The sequence below is a fragment of the Leclercia sp. GLN_9 genome, from assembly GCF_043105735.1.
Classification (GTDB): domain Bacteria; phylum Pseudomonadota; class Gammaproteobacteria; order Enterobacterales; family Enterobacteriaceae; genus Enterobacter; species Enterobacter adecarboxylatus.
The window spans coordinates 12,908-29,753 of sequence record NZ_JBICLV010000024.1 but is presented as its reverse complement, the minus strand read 5'-3'; the positions used below and the strand labels follow the sequence as shown (position 1 = coordinate 29,753).

The 16,846-nt window shown below is 50.2% G+C and carries 12 protein-coding genes and 5 pseudogenes; 7 read left to right on the top strand and 10 right to left on the bottom strand.

All coding sequences use genetic code 11. The features are described from left to right. Nucleotides 1-59: 59 nt before the first annotated feature. Nucleotides 60-1,166: an alkene reductase gene (locus tag ACF8PE_RS16640; protein WP_006687059.1), complete on the bottom strand. Its 1,107-nt coding sequence runs from the start codon at nt 1,164-1,166 to the stop codon at nt 60-62. Nucleotides 1,167-1,378: 212 nt separating this feature from the next. On the opposite strand from ACF8PE_RS16640, the gene ACF8PE_RS16635 reads away from it, so the two are divergent. Next, a complete protein-coding gene (locus ACF8PE_RS16635; RefSeq protein WP_008502229.1) occupies nt 1,379-1,708 on the top strand; it encodes a co-chaperone YbbN in 330 nt (109 codons plus the stop codon). A 29-nt stretch (nt 1,709-1,737) separates the two neighbouring features. Here ACF8PE_RS16635 and ACF8PE_RS16630 read toward each other — a convergent pair whose 3' ends face one another. The 4 genes from ACF8PE_RS16630 to ACF8PE_RS16615 form a co-directional block, all read right to left on the bottom strand. Beyond that, a complete protein-coding gene (locus ACF8PE_RS16630) occupies nt 1,738-2,076 on the bottom strand; it encodes a carboxymuconolactone decarboxylase family protein (RefSeq protein ID WP_000888080.1) in 339 nt (112 codons plus the stop codon). A 4-nt stretch (nt 2,077-2,080) separates the two neighbouring features. After that, entirely contained in the window at nt 2,081-2,662 is a 582-nt protein-coding gene (locus ACF8PE_RS16625) for a TetR/AcrR family transcriptional regulator (protein WP_008502230.1), read from the bottom strand. 141 nt (nt 2,663-2,803) lie between these two features. Then, nucleotides 2,804-3,361: an OsmC family protein gene (locus tag ACF8PE_RS16620; protein WP_000108589.1), complete on the bottom strand. Its 558-nt coding sequence runs from the start codon at nt 3,359-3,361 to the stop codon at nt 2,804-2,806. A 184-nt stretch (nt 3,362-3,545) separates the two neighbouring features. Continuing rightward, nucleotides 3,546-4,130 carry a recombinase family protein gene (locus tag ACF8PE_RS16615; RefSeq protein ID WP_008502231.1) on the bottom strand — a complete coding sequence of 195 codons (585 nt, stop codon included), beginning with the start codon at nt 4,128-4,130 and terminating at the stop codon, nt 3,546-3,548. Between the two features lie 159 nt (nt 4,131-4,289). On the opposite strand from ACF8PE_RS16615, the pseudogene ACF8PE_RS16610 reads away from it, so the two are divergent. The 3 genes and pseudogenes from ACF8PE_RS16610 (at nt 4,290) to ACF8PE_RS16600 (ending at nt 8,589) form a co-directional block, all read left to right on the top strand. Then, nucleotides 4,290-6,691: pseudogene (locus ACF8PE_RS16610) on the top strand (Tn3 family transposase). A gap of 34 nt (nt 6,692-6,725) precedes the next feature. After that, a pseudogene (locus ACF8PE_RS16605) lies at nt 6,726-7,388 on the top strand (IS3-like element ISSen4 family transposase); the annotation flags it as partial. 559 nt (nt 7,389-7,947) lie between these two features. Then, complete coding sequence (locus ACF8PE_RS16600) at nt 7,948-8,589, top strand: DNA-binding protein (protein ID WP_103181195.1); 642 nt, start codon at nt 7,948-7,950, stop codon at nt 8,587-8,589. A 431-nt stretch (nt 8,590-9,020) separates the two neighbouring features. Here the strand turns inward: ACF8PE_RS16600 and ACF8PE_RS16595 are convergent. Next, nucleotides 9,021-10,168 (bottom strand): IS3 family transposase gene (locus tag ACF8PE_RS16595; RefSeq protein WP_392495076.1). Its coding sequence is split into 2 segments (ribosomal slippage): nt 9,021-9,931 and nt 9,931-10,168, totalling 1,149 coding nucleotides; the frame shifts between segments, so codons are not numbered across the junction. A gap of 764 nt (nt 10,169-10,932) precedes the next feature. Here ACF8PE_RS16595 and ACF8PE_RS16590 point away from each other — a divergent pair. Beyond that, a complete protein-coding gene (locus ACF8PE_RS16590; protein WP_103181193.1) occupies nt 10,933-11,925 on the top strand; it encodes a tyrosine-type recombinase/integrase in 993 nt (330 codons plus the stop codon). 489 nt (nt 11,926-12,414) lie between these two features. Here the strand turns inward: ACF8PE_RS16590 and ACF8PE_RS16585 are convergent, their stop codons facing one another. The 3 genes and pseudogenes from ACF8PE_RS16585 to ACF8PE_RS16575 all read right to left on the bottom strand — a co-directional run. Continuing rightward, entirely contained in the window at nt 12,415-14,412 is a 1,998-nt protein-coding gene (locus ACF8PE_RS16585; protein ID WP_062779882.1) for a choline BCCT transporter BetT, read from the bottom strand. 148 nt (nt 14,413-14,560) lie between these two features. Continuing rightward, complete coding sequence (locus ACF8PE_RS16580; protein ID WP_062779880.1) at nt 14,561-14,749, bottom strand: hypothetical protein; 189 nt, start codon at nt 14,747-14,749, stop codon at nt 14,561-14,563. Continuing rightward, nucleotides 14,733-14,999 (bottom strand): annotated as a pseudogene (locus ACF8PE_RS16575) (IS5/IS1182 family transposase); the annotation flags it as partial. The pseudogene ACF8PE_RS16575 and the gene ACF8PE_RS16580, both read right to left, overlap by 17 nt. Here ACF8PE_RS16575 and ACF8PE_RS16570 point away from each other — a divergent pair. Beyond that, nucleotides 14,998-15,088: pseudogene (locus ACF8PE_RS16570) on the top strand (helix-turn-helix domain-containing protein); the annotation flags it as partial. The pseudogenes ACF8PE_RS16575 and ACF8PE_RS16570 sit on opposite strands and share 2 nt — an antisense overlap. A 274-nt stretch (nt 15,089-15,362) precedes the next feature. On the opposite strand, the pseudogene ACF8PE_RS16565 reads toward ACF8PE_RS16570, so the two are convergent. After that, nucleotides 15,363-15,452 (bottom strand): annotated as a pseudogene (locus ACF8PE_RS16565) (hypothetical protein); the annotation flags it as partial. Nucleotides 15,453-16,196: 744 nt separating this feature from the next. Here ACF8PE_RS16565 and ACF8PE_RS16560 point away from each other — a divergent pair. Beyond that, complete coding sequence (locus ACF8PE_RS16560) at nt 16,197-16,628, top strand: hypothetical protein (RefSeq protein ID WP_103181191.1); 432 nt, start codon at nt 16,197-16,199, stop codon at nt 16,626-16,628. Nucleotides 16,629-16,846 lie beyond the last annotated feature (218 nt).

Sequence of the window (16,846 nt, the reverse complement as noted above, 5' to 3'; positions counted from 1 at the left end):
TCCTCAAAGACCTTGGGCGGTCGGGTCTCACTTATCAGAGAACCGCGACCGTATGGGATTTATTGCGCCTGCCAGACCGGGTAATCGGTATAGCCTTTTTCCGGGGAACCACTGACGCCGTAGTAGGTGGCGCGGTCACTTTCTGCCAGTGGCCAGCCGTTTTGCATTCTTTCAACCAGATCCGGGTTAGCGATGTAGGGCACACCAAATGCCACCAGATCCAGCTCATCATCTTCCAGAGCCTGCTCTGCGATATCACGGGTGAAACCGCCGGCAGCGATGATGGTGCCTTTAAACGTGTTGCGAAAACGGCGGCGGAATCCTTCCGGAAGTGGCGCTTTGGTGTACACCGGCTGATAGTAAAGGTGTACGTAAGCCAGCTCCCGCTGACCGAGCGCGTCGGTGATGGCTGACCAGGTTTGCTCTTCACCTTCATACGGCGCGAGGTCATAAATGCGGCCGAACGGTGACAGGCGCACGGCAACGTGGCTGTTACCCACGGCTTCCGCCACGGCGTCAATGGTCTCCAGCAGGAAACGCTGACGATTTTCCACCGAGCCGCCGTATTCGTCGGTGCGGGTGTTCAGTTCGCTACTGAGGAACTGGTCAAAGATGAATCCGTTTGCAGCCATGATTTCCACACCGTCAAAGCCGGCTTCCATCGCCAGGCGTGCGGAGTGCACGAAGTCTGCAGTGATGCGTTTCACTTCATGCGTTTCCAGCGCGCGTGGCTGGCTTGGTACAACCGGGCCCGGTTCTCCGGATTCGGTCAGCGCAAAAACGGTGGTATTGACCGCCTGAACGGTGCCCGCTGAAACCGGCGCTATGTGGCCTGGCTGAAGAGAGACGTGAGACATACGGCCGACGTGCCAGAGCTGCGCGAAAATACGGCCACCTTTGGCGTGAACCGCTTGTGTCACCTTACGCCAGCCCTGGACGTGTTCGTCGTTGTAGATACCAGGGGTATAGAGGTAACCCCGGCCTTCTTCTGAAACCGGCATCCCTTCGGTGATGAGCAGGCCAGCAGAAGCACGCTGTGCATAGTACAAAGCCACGACCTCATCCGGCACGTCATTCATGGTGCGGGTGCGGGTCATCGGTGCCATGACTACACGGTTTTTTAACGCCAGGCCAGACAGATTGTAGGGGGTGAAAAGCTTACTCATCGTATACCTCACAGAAACAAAAAGGAGTATCCCGGCAGGGATTTGCACAACCCGGAAGTATCATCGACCGGACGTCGCGCACTGGAGTTGCATAAACATCTGATGGATGGCAATATACCAACCATCTAGTAGGTAGGTCAACGGGTGTGCCGTATTTTTTTGTCATAACGCAGCCATTTCTGAATTGTCACTCATTTTGCGAGGTCATCACCATGCGTACATTAACAGCTTATAACGAAGATAATTTCCGCCAGATAGAGCAGTACAAAGGAATATCGGTGGTACGTTTCTCTGCACCCTGGTGTCCGCCCTGTCAGGCCAGCGAAGAAATGTTCAGTCAGTTTGCAGACCGGCTCGATGGAGATATTCAGGTGGGGAAAGTCAATGTAGATCAGGCGCCGGTGCTGACAACCAAATACGAGATCTGGGGGCTGCCGTCTGTGCTGATATTTCATGAAGGGCAATTAGTTAAACGCATACCGGGTGTGAAACCTGCATCGGTATATGCTCAGGCGATTGCGGACATAAAAAAAGGGCAGTAATGCCCTTTTAACGTGGAATTTATTAATGCTTAACCGCGTGCCTGACCGACGGCATCCAGAGTGCGGGCTGAATAAATGACCGCCGCGCCAGCGTTGAGGTTAATCGCCACGCCCAGCGCTTCAGCAATTTCAGCGTCGGTTGCACCGGCTTTCACAGCGGCGTCGGCGTGAAAAGCAATACAGCCGTCGCAGCGGGTTGTGACTGCGCACGCCAGGGCAATGAGTTCACGCACTTTTGCGCCCAAAAGGTCAGTTTTGTTACCTGCGTTGCCCAGGGCAACCACGCCTTTCATGGTCTCGGGGGTCAGTTTGCCCAACTCGCCTAAACGTTGCATTAACTCTGAGCGATAGTTGTTCCAGTCCAGCATAGTGTCATTCTCCTGAATGAGGGGTATTAAGAAGCAGTTTTATATACTTAAGGCTGTTGGCGAAGACTTCGGGTCTGGCCGTTGCATGCGCCACTACGCTTGAGCCTTCACAGACATTAATGATCATCAAAGCAATATCTGATGGTTCGGCATGGGATGAAAACTCACCTGACTCCATGCCCGCCCTGACGACTTTTGTGAGCCACTCGATTTGCATATCGAAATAAAGTGATGTCTGTACAGTAATTGCCTGAGGCAGATTGGCGGTCTCTGCTGACAACGCACAACACAGTGGCAGTAGTGAAGCTTTATGGCTTTGCGCGAAGATATCGATGTAGGCCGCAATTCTTTTCTCCGCGCTTTTCTCAGTAGCCTCTATCTGCTCAAATACGCGTTGCGTATCAGAGAACGCCTGTATTACCACCTGCTCACCCAGAATATCTTTGGTCGGGAAATGGTGATGAATACTGGCCTTGGTGATACCCACTATTTTTGATAAATCAGCATAGCTGAATGCTGAATACCCTTTTTCGCGCATCAGGTGTTCTGCTTCGCTGAGCAGCCGTTCCCGTGTCATGGTTGTCATAATTACTCCATATAATCTACTAGTTGATAGATTATATTGTTGCTATTTTTCCGTAGCAAGTTGTATCACTGACTCAGTATCGTGCAGAGCTGAACGTCACTGCCATCCTGCATTCTGAATGGCAGCATTACATCTCTGACATCACGCCAGGCGTGTAATCATTTCAACCGGATTAGCCAGAGTATCGTGGATTGGCGAATTCTTTTGCATTTCGCTGACCAGCGCTTCTAACTCCTCGCGACTGGCGGTCTTGCTCGTAAGGTGAACATCGACGCGAATAGATTTCGCACCTTTACGCACGTTGCTGTCCAGCCCAAGGAAGCCGTTGAGGTTGATATCGAAATTAAGATCCAGCTCGATACCGTCCAGGTCGATCCCTTTTTCAGCAGCCATCATGGTGAGGGTGGCGGTATAACAGCCAGCCAGCGCCTGCATGATGTATTCAGTCGGGCTCATGCCGGTATCGGTGCCGAGTAAACCTGCGGGTTCATCACCGATATTAGAAAATTTCCCCACGCGGCTGGTATCGATAACGCCGTTCTGGATTGTGGCGCCGGTCTCTGTGCGAACGGTTAATCCGCCGCTGGAACGGGCTTTCATCTGGAAAGTCAGGTTACCCAGGCCAGGCTGGCTGCGAACTGCTTCACGGGTATTGTGGATCGCAGCTGCGTCTGCAGAAGGTTTAACGGTAGTAGACATAATGGCTCCTGTAATTTCTTGATAAAAGTTATAGCTGGTGTAATCAGTGCCAACCATCTAGTTGGTAGGTTAATATCGCGAACCTCTTTTGTCTACTCTTTTATAAAAAATAGGGGGAAAAGAACCCAGAAGGCTGTTTTATTTCATAATAACCATTTGATTTTTTTATAATCTTCCCAGCCGCTCACTCTTGCAGCAATCCAGCCTTTACCCGAAGGATAGTCTGGCGGGTGGTATTAAATTCCCGGGCAATAGCACTGATACTGATGCCAGCATTTAGGCGCTCTGTCACTGTTTGCTTTTGTTCCTCGCTCAGGATGGGAGGGCGACCGAAGCGTTTTCCAGCCGCTTTTGCCCTCGCAATACCTGAATGCGTTCGCTCAAGCAGCAAATCCCGCTCAAACTCCGCTACAGCAGAAATTACCTGCATAGTCATTTTTCCGGCCGGACTGGTCAAGTCAACGCCTCCGAGTGCGAGACAATGAACGCGAATATCTAAAGCCGCCAGTTGCTCTACTGTTTTTCGGATATCCATCGCATTACGACCCAGACGGTCAAGTTTGGTGACAATCAGTACATCCCCATTTTCCATGCGATCTAGCAACCGGATAAATCCGGGGCGTTCGCTGGCAGCAACCGAGCCACTGATATGCTCCTCAATAAGTCGTTGGGATCTGATGGCAAAACCCGCCGCTTCAATTTCACGACGCTGGTTTTCTGTGGTCTGTTCCAGAGTTGAGACCCTGCAGTAGGCAAAAACACGTGACATGGGAAACTTTCCGTACGAAATAGGTGTCCGAATTATAACGTGTGTCCGAAATTAATTTCACTAAGTTTCGGACATGTGCTGTAAGCGGTGTACGAAACCGACCGGTTTCGGTCAGTGTAAAGCGATAACCAAAACGAACTATATGCAGAGGAAGCATTTATGCCACGGAGACAAATACTCAGCAGTGAAGAAAAAGAGCGCTTGCTGGTTGTGCCGGATGATGACGTTCTTCTGGCGCGCATGTGTTTTTTGAGTGAACATGACCTCGCTCTTATTAATAAACACCGCAGACCTGCAAATCGCCTGGGCTTTGCTGTTTTACTCTGTTATTTGCGAGGGTCGGGGTTTCCTCCCGACAAAAATATTTCCCCTCACGACGGGGTTGTTTCCCGGCTTGCGGCTCATTTGAAACTTCAGCCTGATTTGTGGGCCGAGTATGCATCAAGAGAGGTCACCCGCTGGGAGCATCTGGCTGAACTATACCGCTATCTGGAATTATCCCCTTTCAACCGGGCGCTGCAAAAAACCTGCATTCGCCACCTTTATCCCCACGCTATGCGGACAGACAAAGGTTTTTTGCTTGCGGAAGAAATGCTCTCCTGGCTTCACAATAAGAATGTCATTTTCCCCTCAGTTGATGTCATTGAGCGGACCCTGGCTGAAGCAGCAACGCTTGCAGACAGGGCGGTTTTTTCTGCGCTTACCGCGCAGCTTGAACCAGGGCACAAAGCGGCACTGGACCGTCTGCTGAGATCTGAGGGTGAGCAACCCTCACGGCTGGCCTGGCTGCTCCAGCCTCCGGGAAAAATTAATGGCAAAAATGTCCTGCAACATATCGACCGGTTAAATGCGATTGAGGCGCTGGCACTGCCTGACGGTATTGCGCTTTCCGTTCACCAGAACCGGCTCCTGAAACTGGCACGCGAAGGCAGGAAAATGAGTAGCCGGGACCTGGCAAAATTCACGGATGTTCGCCGTTATGCCTCGCTGGTTTGTGTTATATCGGAAGCCAGGGCTACCGGAATTTCGATGATTATCTGATCCCGTCTGACGATTTTGAAAAATCACTCCGTGATAATCAGCTATCCCTTGCCATTCCGACCGATTGCCATGAGTACATCAAGAACCGTATGACACTTCTGGCATCGCGCCTGGAGGAAGTGAATGCGATGGCGCTGGTCGGTGATTTACCTGATGTTGATATATCGGATAAAGGCGTGAAAATAACCCCGCTGGATAATAGTGTCCCTTCAGCAGCATCCCCTTTTGCCGATTTGGTTTATGGCATGCTGCCTCAACCTAAAATTACTGAAATTCTGGATGAAGTGGACGGCTGGACCGGTTTTACCCGCCATTTCACGCATCTTAAAAATAAACACGTCAGACCAAAAGACAGAAAGTTGTTACTGACCACCATCCTGGCCGATGGCATCAATCTGGGGCTGACGAAAATGGCCGAATCCTGTCCGGGAGTGACAAAATCGTCACTGGAGGGCATTCAGGCCTGGTACATCAGGGATGAAACATATTCAGCCGCGCTGGCTGAGCTGGTTAATACTCAGAAACAGCGGCATCTGGCTGCATTTTGGGGCGATGGTACAACGTCTTCGTCTGACGGGCAGAACTTTCGGGTGGGGAGTCACGGGCGTTATGCGGGTCAGGTCAATCTGAAATACGGGCAGGAACCAGGCGTGCAGATTTACACGCATATCTCGGATCAATACAGCCCATTTTACACCAAAGTGATCAGTCGCGTGCGCGACTCCACCCACGTACTTGACGGTCTGCTATACCACGAAAGTGATCTGGAAATTACAGAGCATTACACTGATACCGCTGGTTTTACGGAGCATGTTTTCGCGCTGATGCATCTGCTCGGATTCGCTTTTGCCCCAAGGATCCGGGATCTTCACGACAAGCGGCTTTTTATTAAGGGAAAGGCTGAGCGTTATCCGGGACTTCAATCTGTGATATCCACAACACCACTGAATCTTAAAGACATTGAGACGCACTGGAATGAGGTACTTCGCCTCGCAAGCTCGATAAAACAGGGGACTGTTACCGCATCGCTCATGATGAAAAAACTGGCCAGTTATCCTAAACAAAATGGCCTTGCAAAGGCATTGAGGGAAATCGGACGCATCGAACGGGCACTGTTTATGCTGGACTGGTTTCGCGATCCATCACTGCGCCGACGCGTACAGGCTGGGCTGAATAAAGGTGAGGCCCGCAATGCGCTTGCACGAGCGGTCTTTATGCACCGGTTGGGTGAGATCAGAGATCGGGGGCTGGAGAATCAGAGCTACCGGGCCAGTGGTCTGACATTGCTGACTGCGGCGATCTCCCTGTGGAATACGGTATATATAGAAAGAGCCATAGATTCCCTGAGACGAAAAGGGATCCCAATTAATGAGCAACTGATTTCTCATTTGTCCCCTCTGGGATGGGAGCACATCAATCTGAGTGGGGATTACGTCTGGCGGACAAACCTTAAGCTGGGGCAGGGTAAATACCGTTCATTACGCTCAGTGGATAGTGGTCTGTACAAAAAACAGGCTTAGCGTAGGATATTTTCCGTTTTCCAAGCGGACCCCTATTTGGCAGTTGCTGCGCCGTGAAGGGCTTCATGTTAATCATAAGCGCGTGTACCGGCTTTATCACCTCAGTGGCCTGGGTGTAAAACGCAGAAGACGTCGTAAAGGGCTGGCAACAGAACGTCTGCCGCTGCTCCGTCCGGCGGCGCCCAATCTGACCTGGTCGATGGATTTCGTCATGGACGCACTTTCCACCGGTCGCAGGATCAAGTGTCTTACCTGCGTCGATGATTTCACAAAGGAATGCCTGACGGTCACTGTTGCCTTTGGGATTTCAGGCGTTCAGGTCACGCGTATTCTGGACAGCATTGCACTGTTTCGAGGCTATCCGGCGACGATAAGAACTGACCAGGGGCCGGAGTTCACTTGCCGTGCACTGGATCAATGGGCCTTTGAGCATGGTGTTGAGTTGCGCTTAATCCAGCCGGGCAAGCCAACGCAGAACGGATTTATTGAGAGCTTTAACTGACGATTTCGCGATGAATGTTTGAATGAGCACTGGTTCAGCGATATCGTTCATGCCAGGAAAATTATTAATGACTGGCGGCAGGATTATAACGAATGCCGCCCGCACTCCACGCTGAATTATCAGACACCGTCTGAATTTGCAGCGGGCTGGAGAAAGGGTCATTCTGAGAATGAAGATTCCGACGTTACTAACTGAGTGTTGTATCTAATCGTGGGGGCAGGTCAGCCAGGATGTCGATTGGATCGAACGACTCTGCCCTATCGGACGTACCGCATACAAATTCTGTATTTTTTGTTGACTAAGGATTATGAGTTTAACTTGCAAGTTAGACGGACACTTTTCTTCGTGTGATAGAAACGGGAAGTTTTTCCTACGAAATTAATAATAAAATAGTATTTATTCAACAAGTTACATCAAAATATTAAGTTAGACGGACACTTTTCTTTTTGGTTAAAGCCATCCTCAGGGTGAGCAATGTCCTTTTAGTCCTAATGCATTGATATTTATTATTAATTTACCCATACATCCAAGTCGGACAGACATATTTTTTTGTCTGAGCTGCAGGCATCTGTAAAAAACCTCTTAACCTTGACGGACAAATTACTTATAGAGCAATTCAAAACCGCCGCAGAAAGTGGCCCCTAGCATTTATTACGTAATTGATTCTAAATATAAATGAGTCTGCGGGTTTATCACCAGAAGTTTGACCATTACAAAAACGCAAAATAGAATAAATGTCAAACTGAGGTAACTTATGAACAAACATACCACAACAGAACTAGAGCTGAGCGCAAAAGTGACGCTGGCTGATTTTCAACTAAGTCTTCTGAAAAGGATTAATAACATCGCGGTCTCACTGATGCCTGAGTTTGAAGATAAAAACCAAGCATTGGACGCAATCACGCTGGATGATGGTTCACTGATGCAACTGCTCTGCTCCATTCAGATGGAACAAAAGACGCGTGCTTCAGAACAAGAGATGCGTAAAGTACGCCGTCGCCGCGAAAATCTGGAGGCTTTTTACAAGAGCCTCCAGGAGCTTGGTGGCACCCTTAAGGTTAACGACGTGGCCGATAAGCTGGGCATCACCCGCCAAGCAGTAAATGTCCAAGTAAAAAAGAATCAGCTCATTGCGTTTAAACAAAACACCGATTATATCTTCCCGGCCTTCCAGTTTACCGATAAAGGCCTGGTGCCCGGGTTTAAAGAAGTCATGAGCGCGTTTGATGAAGACACGCATCCAATGCTTCGTCTCGGTGTGCTGAAAACGCCGATTCAACTCAGTGAAGACGTGACAAAAACGCCGATTCAGATCATGCAGGATGGCGCAAAGCCCGACGAACTGGAGCTCGCAATACGTTCTGCGAGATTGTGCGGCAACCATACTGCCAACTAACCTGTAATGTGGGGGAATGCTCAAAATATTAGAGCATTCTCAGTGAATTATAGTCAGAATACCTTTGAAGTATACCTTTAACACTGCATGTAACCTCGCCGAATATCAGTAACAGCCTGCCCGGAAACAACAGGAATACGAGGAGATTTTACAAGCTGCCTTCTATGAGGGAAACAGTAGTAGATGAACTGTAATTTATAATTATTGGACTGATACTTAGCATGTGTCTCAAGTTAACAAGGGCGTTCATAATGATTAGCAATGAGGCAGATAATGATATGCAGAAGGAAGTTCAGGTTATGCTCTAGTACCCATTCACTAATAACTTTCCATCCATCAATTACGGTCCACAGTCCATCTTTGATAGTTTTCCGCTCATTAATCACGGTTCATAGTCCATATATAATGGATTTTGAATCGCCACGGATAATCTAGACACTTCCGAGCCGTTGATAATACTGGTTTTTATATTCTGTCGGTGACATCTGATCGCTGGAACCATGCCGACGCTTACTGTTATAAAACATTTCGATGTAATCAAAAATATCGCTGCGGGCTTCTTCCCGCGTTCCGTAGATCTTTTTCTTTATCCGTTCACGTTTCAACAACTGGAAAAAGCTTTCTGCAACCGCATTATCATGGCAGTTACCGCGACGGCTCATGCTGCCCTCCAGGCCGTGTGATTTCAGGAACGACTGCCACTCATGGCTTGTGTACTGACTGCCCTGATCCGAATGAACCAGCACCTGTTTTTGGGGATTACGCCGCCATACAGCCATCAGCAGTGCGTTCAGGACAATGTCCTTTGTCATCCGGGATTGCATGGACCAGCCGATAATTTTGCGTGAGAACAGATCAACAACCACGGCAAGATACAGCCAGCCTTCGTGGGTCCTGATGTAGGTTATGTCCGTTACCCAACGCTCATCCGGAGCATCCGGATTGAACTGTCGCTGGAGCCTGTTGGGCGACACGATACTGGCCTCGCCTTTACGTGCCCGCGGGCTCCGGTATCCGACCTGAGCCTTTATCCCGACACGTTTCATCAGTCGCCAGACTCTGTTCACTCCGCACTGTTGCCCGCTGTCCCGCAGATCCAGATGGATTTTGCGATAACCATAGACGCATCCCGATTCCAGCCAGAACTGTTTAATCTGCCCTGTCAGCCTCAGGTCTGCCTGATGGCGTTGTGAATGCGGCTGCTGAAGCCAGGCGTAAAAACCACTGGGATGAACATCCAGCACCCGACAGAGCAGGCGAACAGGCCAGCAACAGGAGTTGTCACGGATAAAGGCGTACCTCAGTCGGACAGCTTTGCGAAGTACGCCGCGGCTTTTTTTAATATGTCCCGTTCGTCGGTAACCCGCTTCAGCTCTTTCTGGAGACGGCGGATCTCGGCCTGAGCATCTGACTCTTCTTTATTAGTGGAAGAATCTGCACCGTACTTCTTTATCCAGGCGTAAAGGTTGTGGGTGGTGATATCGAGACGTGTTGCAACGCTGGCAACAGAATAACCGCGATCAACAACCTGTTTGACTGCTTCAGTTTTAAACTCTTCGGGATAACGCTTACCGCTCATGGGCACCTCTCTTTAAGCCATCTTAAATGACTCTGAGGTGTCTGTTAAACCCGTGGCGATTCAAACTTAGTGAAGGTCCGAGTGTCTTGTTAGTAGCGCAACTTTCAACCTAGGTACAAGTAGCAAGCAGAAAGATGGCATGGACTCCTAATAGTAAAATATAATTTGTGTAAGTATTTTACTTAATCTAACCAGTTACTGTTAGATATCTCCATATATATCATTTCTCCGTGTTTCAGTATGGAATGCCTAGACTGTAAACTGCAATCGATACATGCTCTAAAACCATCGATAATGCATAAGCCCATTAACCGCCTGTTATGCACTTTGCTATGAGCATATGCCAGACATGCGAGGAGGGTTGCCAAGAGTCGCCTATTTATATGCGCCCTATTTTCTCACCAATTTCTTGAATAAATGACATAACGTTTTTTTGAATCGAAGTTCGATAAACTCGATTAACTATTTATTATTTAATATGTGCCAACATAAAAATCAGAATGGTAAAAGCTAATCAATCCCACAATAAGTTTAATGATGCTTATTGTAGAATCATCCTCTTCCATTTTTGCATTGCTTTTAGATAAAGCTATTGGCTTATCAAAAGCATGTTGTAATCGTACAGCTAAGAACAAGTGCTTCAAGTCTACTTATTAAAATGTACCTTTGAAAAAGTAGTCTTTCTGCGGTACGCTTCACGGGACCATTTCCCCTGAGTTTTCGCACAGCGCGCCGGACGTTTTCCGGCCGGACCGGAGCCTGACATGAGCCTGATGCCTGATGACGAACAGGAACGTAATCTTCTGGCAGCAGCGATCCCGCTGGATGAGACATTTCTGCCGGCGCTGTCCGGCAATAACGTTCCGGTAAATCCGGCCCGGGCTTACCTATTGTCCCTTAATTCCCAACGTAGCCGGCAGACCATGGCTTCGTTCCTCGGGATTGTCGCCAAAATGCTTGGTGCCGGTAGCGCTGACACCTGCAACTGGGGCAGCATTCGCCGGTATCACGTCATGGTAATCACCGAGTTACTGCGCGATACTGGCCGGGGGATGGCAACTATTAACACCTATCTGTCGGCTCTTAAGGGCGTAGCGAAGGAAGCCTGGATGCTCCGCCTGATGGACGTTGAGAGCTTCCAGCACATCCGGGCGGTACCGAACCTGCGTGGCAGCCGGCTGCCAAGCGGTCGGGCCCTGCCGCCGGAGGAGATCCGCGCGTTGTTTGCCGTGTGTGAGGCCGATCGCAGCTGCCTCGGGCCGAGGGACGCGGCGATGCTGGCGGTTATCCTGGGATGTGGCCTGCGGCGGTCCGAGGCCGTGGGCCTAGATTTACGTGACGTTGTCACGCACAATCGGGCGCTACGGGTGCTGGGGAAGGGGAACAAGGAGCGTCTGGCCTACGTCCCGGCCGGGGCCTGGCAGCGGCTGCAGATCTGGATCGATGAGGTCCGGGGCGAAACCCCGGGGCCGCTGTTCACGCGGATCCGCCGCTTCGGGGATGTGACACTGAACCGGCTCACCGACCAGGCGGTGTACCATATCCTGCAGGTGCGTCAGGGGCAGGCCGGGATCGGTAAGTGCTCGCCACATGACCTGCGCAGGACCTTCGCAACTGCCATGCTGGATAACGGTGAGGACTTAATTACGGTTAAAGATGCGATGGGTCACGCCAGCGTTACGACCACCCAACAGTACGATCGTCGCGGAGAACAGCGTCTTCGAGATGCCCGCGATAGGCTCAATCTTGTCAAATGATTTAGTCGACAGGATCAACCTTGATGCCTTCGCCATCCCTGGCTGTGACGTTTTTTACCTACTGGCAACGATCTAAAGCATCATTAAAGATGAGTGTTTAAGTTCCAGGAAATTATTGATATATATAGAAAAATATATAATAACTTTAGGGTTTATGCATGTCTATTTCTCCCCCCTCGGGATTGGTTTTAACAGTTGCCAAGTGGTTATGGGGAAAGCTAACGCAACGGTTATTAATGTCTACCTATATGCATTCTCATGAGAAATGGGCATTACGGCACCGCTTGGGAGTGAATCACTCGCAGAACGGTTCAGTAAGTGTGTTGCGTCCATCAGTTGAAATCCAGCTCAAAGCTGCCTGTCATGCCTGCTTAAAAAACAGGCTTAATGTAGGATGTTTTCCGTTTTCCAAGCGGCCCCCTATATACCCGCCTGGAGGAGATCCCGGCAGAATAAAGAAAAACACCGCCGAAAGGCGGTGTTTTTGTATTAGCGAACCAAATGTAAGAAGTGAAGATGCTTTTCATACTGGTCGAGAATATCGTTGATAATCTGTTCCTGATTCCAGCCCATCACATCGTAATCCTGACCGCCTTCTTTCAGGTAGATTTCAGCCCGATAGTATTTATGCTGTTCTGCCTGCTGCTCCTCATTATCCAGCCCGGAGATCGCAAAGGTAGGAGCAACATAACCGCGGAGTCTGACTTCGTAGATGAAGTTAAGCTCATTGCCTAAATCCACTTCGAAGCGAATACGGTCTTCGCCACTGTTGTTGATATGGCTTACGGTGCTCTGTTTGTTCAACTCATCCTGAACCATTGTCATGGCAGGCTGAATGACATCATCCATAAAACGTTTAACCAACGAACGTTTTGGCAGATGGGCGATATTGCGCAGTCTGCGCTGCCACGGAATAGGATTACGCGCAGCGGTAGGTGCAATGGTGGTCATATTCTGGCTGTCGCGCTTGGTGATGTCCCGTCGCAATGCTTTCAGCAATCCGTATATCGATATCAACAAAATCACCGAGAACGGCAGGGCGCTGGCAATGGTCACCGTCTGCAAGGCGCTAAGGCCGCCCGCAATCAGCAACGCAATGGCGACCAGCCCCATCAGTGCAGCCCAGAAAATACGCTGCCAGACGGGCGTATTGCTGGAGCCCCCGGAGGCCAGGGTATCCACCACCATCGCTCCGGAATCTGCCGAGGTGACAAAAAATACGATGACCATCGCCATGGCGATGAACGACAAAATGCTTGAGAACGGGAAGTGCTCAAGGAAATTAAACAGCGCCAGGGCCACATCCTGCTGGACGGTATTGGCGAGGTCCGTCGCCCCTTTCTGCATGATCAGATAAATCGCGCTGTTTCCGAAGACGGTCATCCATAACAGGGTGAAACCCGCCGGGACGAAGAGCACGCCGGTCACAAATTCGCGGATGGTTCTGCCGCGCGAGACGCGGGCGATAAACATGCCGACAAACGGCGACCAGGAGAGCCACCAGCCCCAGTACAGCAGCGTCCAGCCACCTAGCCAGTTGCTCGATTTAGGCTCGTAGGCATACAAATTAAAGGTTTTACTGACCATTTCGGACAGATAACCGCCAGTGTTCTCAACGAACGATTTCAACAGCAGAACCGTAGGTCCCAGCAACAGCACCAGCACCAGCAGCAGCAGCGCCAGGCTCAGGTTGATCTCGGACAGAATACGAATGCCCTTATCCAGTCCCGACACCACCGAAATCGTTGCCAGGCCAGTGATGACCACGATCAGGATCACCTGCACCGTTTCACTAATTGGCACGCCGAAGAGATGATTAAGCCCGGCGTTAACCTGCAGCACGCCATAACCGAGGGAGGTGGCCACGCCAAACACGGTGCCGATAACCGCAAAGATATCGACCGCATGGCCAATCGGTCCGTAAATGCGATCCCCGATAATCGGATACAGCGCCGAACGCAGAGTCAGTGGCAAGCCGTGACGATAGCTAAAGAAGGCCAGTATCAACGCCACTATCGCGTAAATCGCCCATGCATGGAGTCCCCAGTGGAAGAAGGTCAGGCGCATGGCCTGCTTGGCGGCTTCGACCGTTTCCGGGGTACCAACCGGCGGAGAGAGGTAATGCATCACCGGTTCTGCCACCCCGAAGAACATTAGGCCGATCCCCATCCCGGCGGAAAACAGCATTGCGAACCAGGAGTGATAGCTGAAATCAGGTTGGGCGTGGTCGGGCCCAAGTTTAATATCGCCGTAGCGCGACAGCCCGAGGAACGTCACGCTCAGGAGGATCAGCGCTACGGCCAGAATGTAAAACCAGCTGGCGTTGGTGAAGATTTGATTCTGCAGAAGTTTGAAGTTTTTATCGGCCAGATCGGGGAAAGCCGCGGCAAAGGCGACAAGAAGAAATATTAACAACGCCGAGGTGAAAAACACCGGCTTGTTAATATGGTTTTCAGACTTTTTTATTGGGGTTTCATTCTCACTCATAAGCTCATTTATTCCATTGTGTGTTCATTTCGCCCTGGATGGATGAATTTTGTCACAGCCCGATTCTAACAAAAGAAAAGGAGTGATGCCTAATGACCTTAAGAATAAGCTGAATCGCTTCTACGATACCTATAATGATAATCGCTGTTCAGGCTTGTGCCAGGATTTGCTCCGCCGCCGCCAGATCCGCCAGCGTATCAATGTCGTGCACTACCCCGACATCGCAGAGCGACAGCTCCAGAACCTCCCCCTGACGGCATGCGCGGGGCTTTGTTGAATAAATCGGATTTAGATAAAAGCGCTCCTCGTGGCTGACTTCCTCAGGCAATCTGTACACTTTCTGGCATGCCTGCACACGTCATTTTGTTTAAGGCACGGATCATGGCCATAGCCTCTCCAGCCTGCGCATCATAATCCCGAAACGTAAGATGCCCGCCAAACAGCTGTTTGACACGGTACATTGCCGTTTCTGCCACCGAATGTCGATTGTAAGCCGTGTGCCATTTCCAGTACGCATCACTTCCCGTCAGCCATTGCCGGGTAACGGCCTGATTTCTGTCGGCATATTCAGCCGGCCAGTAACCTGCCCGGGTTAACTCCGGGATCAGTATCAGCGCCATTGCGTGAATTTAATACCACCCGGCAAACCATACACAGGGTAAAGGCAGGGCAATAATGATCCTGCGTTCACAGCTGGACGGTCTGCTATAAAGTGAGGTGCAGACATTGTCACAGACTTCCGCGCCTCGCTCATAGCAGTCAGAAAGCGTTGTTGCTGGCTGCTCTGTGCTGTGAGTTCAACTGTTCGATGCAACGCTCAGACGCGCTCAGCGCGTTTCTGACATGTCCTCGTTAAAAACAGTAACAAACCACCCGAAAATGCACGCCAGAAACGCTACGTAAGAATCTATCCTATGCTGGATATGCACTCAACTGAATAACGCCTGGTTTCAGTCTGTTTTATCGGCATCAGCCTTCTTTCTGGGTAATTTCGGAGAGGTCACTTGCTGATTACTTTGCGTGCGTCGCGTGAGCCAGGGCAACCCGATATGGCCGTATCCGCCCGCAAAAAAGTGGCCCTCATCGTCGACTTTTATGAGCAGGACTCTTTCAGAGCTGCCTTGCGAAATGCCTTATTCTGAGGGTGTGCCCCGGTCCATGTCGGACCCTGATCAACCTGCTTCGTTAAATCCGGCCAAGTGATGAAACGCCTGTGCGCCCTGGCTATTTCATCGCGTGGGACCAGCCTGTCGGCAGCCACCATCACGGCGTGACCTTTACAATCTAAAAAAGTGCCGAATATCACTTTTACGGGTATTTCCCGTGCCACATTGTCAGGGCACAAATAGCTTATACGTGATCTGAATTCGGTTATCTCTAAACGTCGCGGCGCATTGTCCCCGATAAACACAAGTATGGAGAGCATATTTTTCTCCTGTTTTATCCGGACGTAAGACTAAATATCAGTATGGTTTTTAATAGTTACAGCCCTAAATAATATATATTATATCAAAATTACTTTGACAGGATAACGTACAGTCATACAGAAAATGACTCCCTGAGTCACAAATTTTCACCTCAGGCTCCGCTTCCATATAGGATATATAACGCTTTCTCTGTAAATGTTCATAAATACAGGAAGATGTCTTTACCCAAAATAAGCGGAAGATAATATTTTGCCTGATATCACCGGGCGCCTCGGGGCTTTTTCAGGCTTACGTAGTACGGATTTTCCCGGCTGGATGGCTTATATATTGCTTTTGATAGGCGCAACCGGAGGCCCTATGTCTGTGGATATGCAGTCACTTTATAAGCACGTTGCATGGTGTGTCTGGCATGAGGGCTTACGCCTTTATGATAATGGCGTTCCGGGCCAACTGAAGGAAGTCAGTTTTCTGCGGAGCAGTTGCCTGAAACTGCTGGCGCATCATGGGGCTGCGGGAGCGCTTATCTCTGCTGCATCTGATAACGAACTGACAGCTGTCATGAGCCAGATAGAATCCCGCGTCGATCGTGAACATAACCTGTCCGGGCATGTCCGGTGGGTGGCTTACCATGCGGCACGGCACGCGGAACTGCAGAACCTTTTGTCAGAGGGCAAACATAATGAAATCCGGTCAATTTATTACCGGCACCTCAATCACAACAGTAACGCCAGGTACCTTTTATCCTGCGTCAGTCACGGTTATCTGACTGTTCTGATAAAGGGGTTATAACAGCAGCCATGTATTACGGGCTCTCTCCTGCGCTGTCCGGACAGCACTACACCGGTAAGCCCGGGATGATATGGCGTGTTCTTGCAAGGATCCAGTGCGTGCCGGGAAACCCCACTGTCCTCCGCTTATGCTCCATACAACCCGGACCGGGTGAACCGCCATGACAACACCGGTTCATGGCCTGACTGGCAGTGGGGCCTGTTGTTGCCGCTCCACGT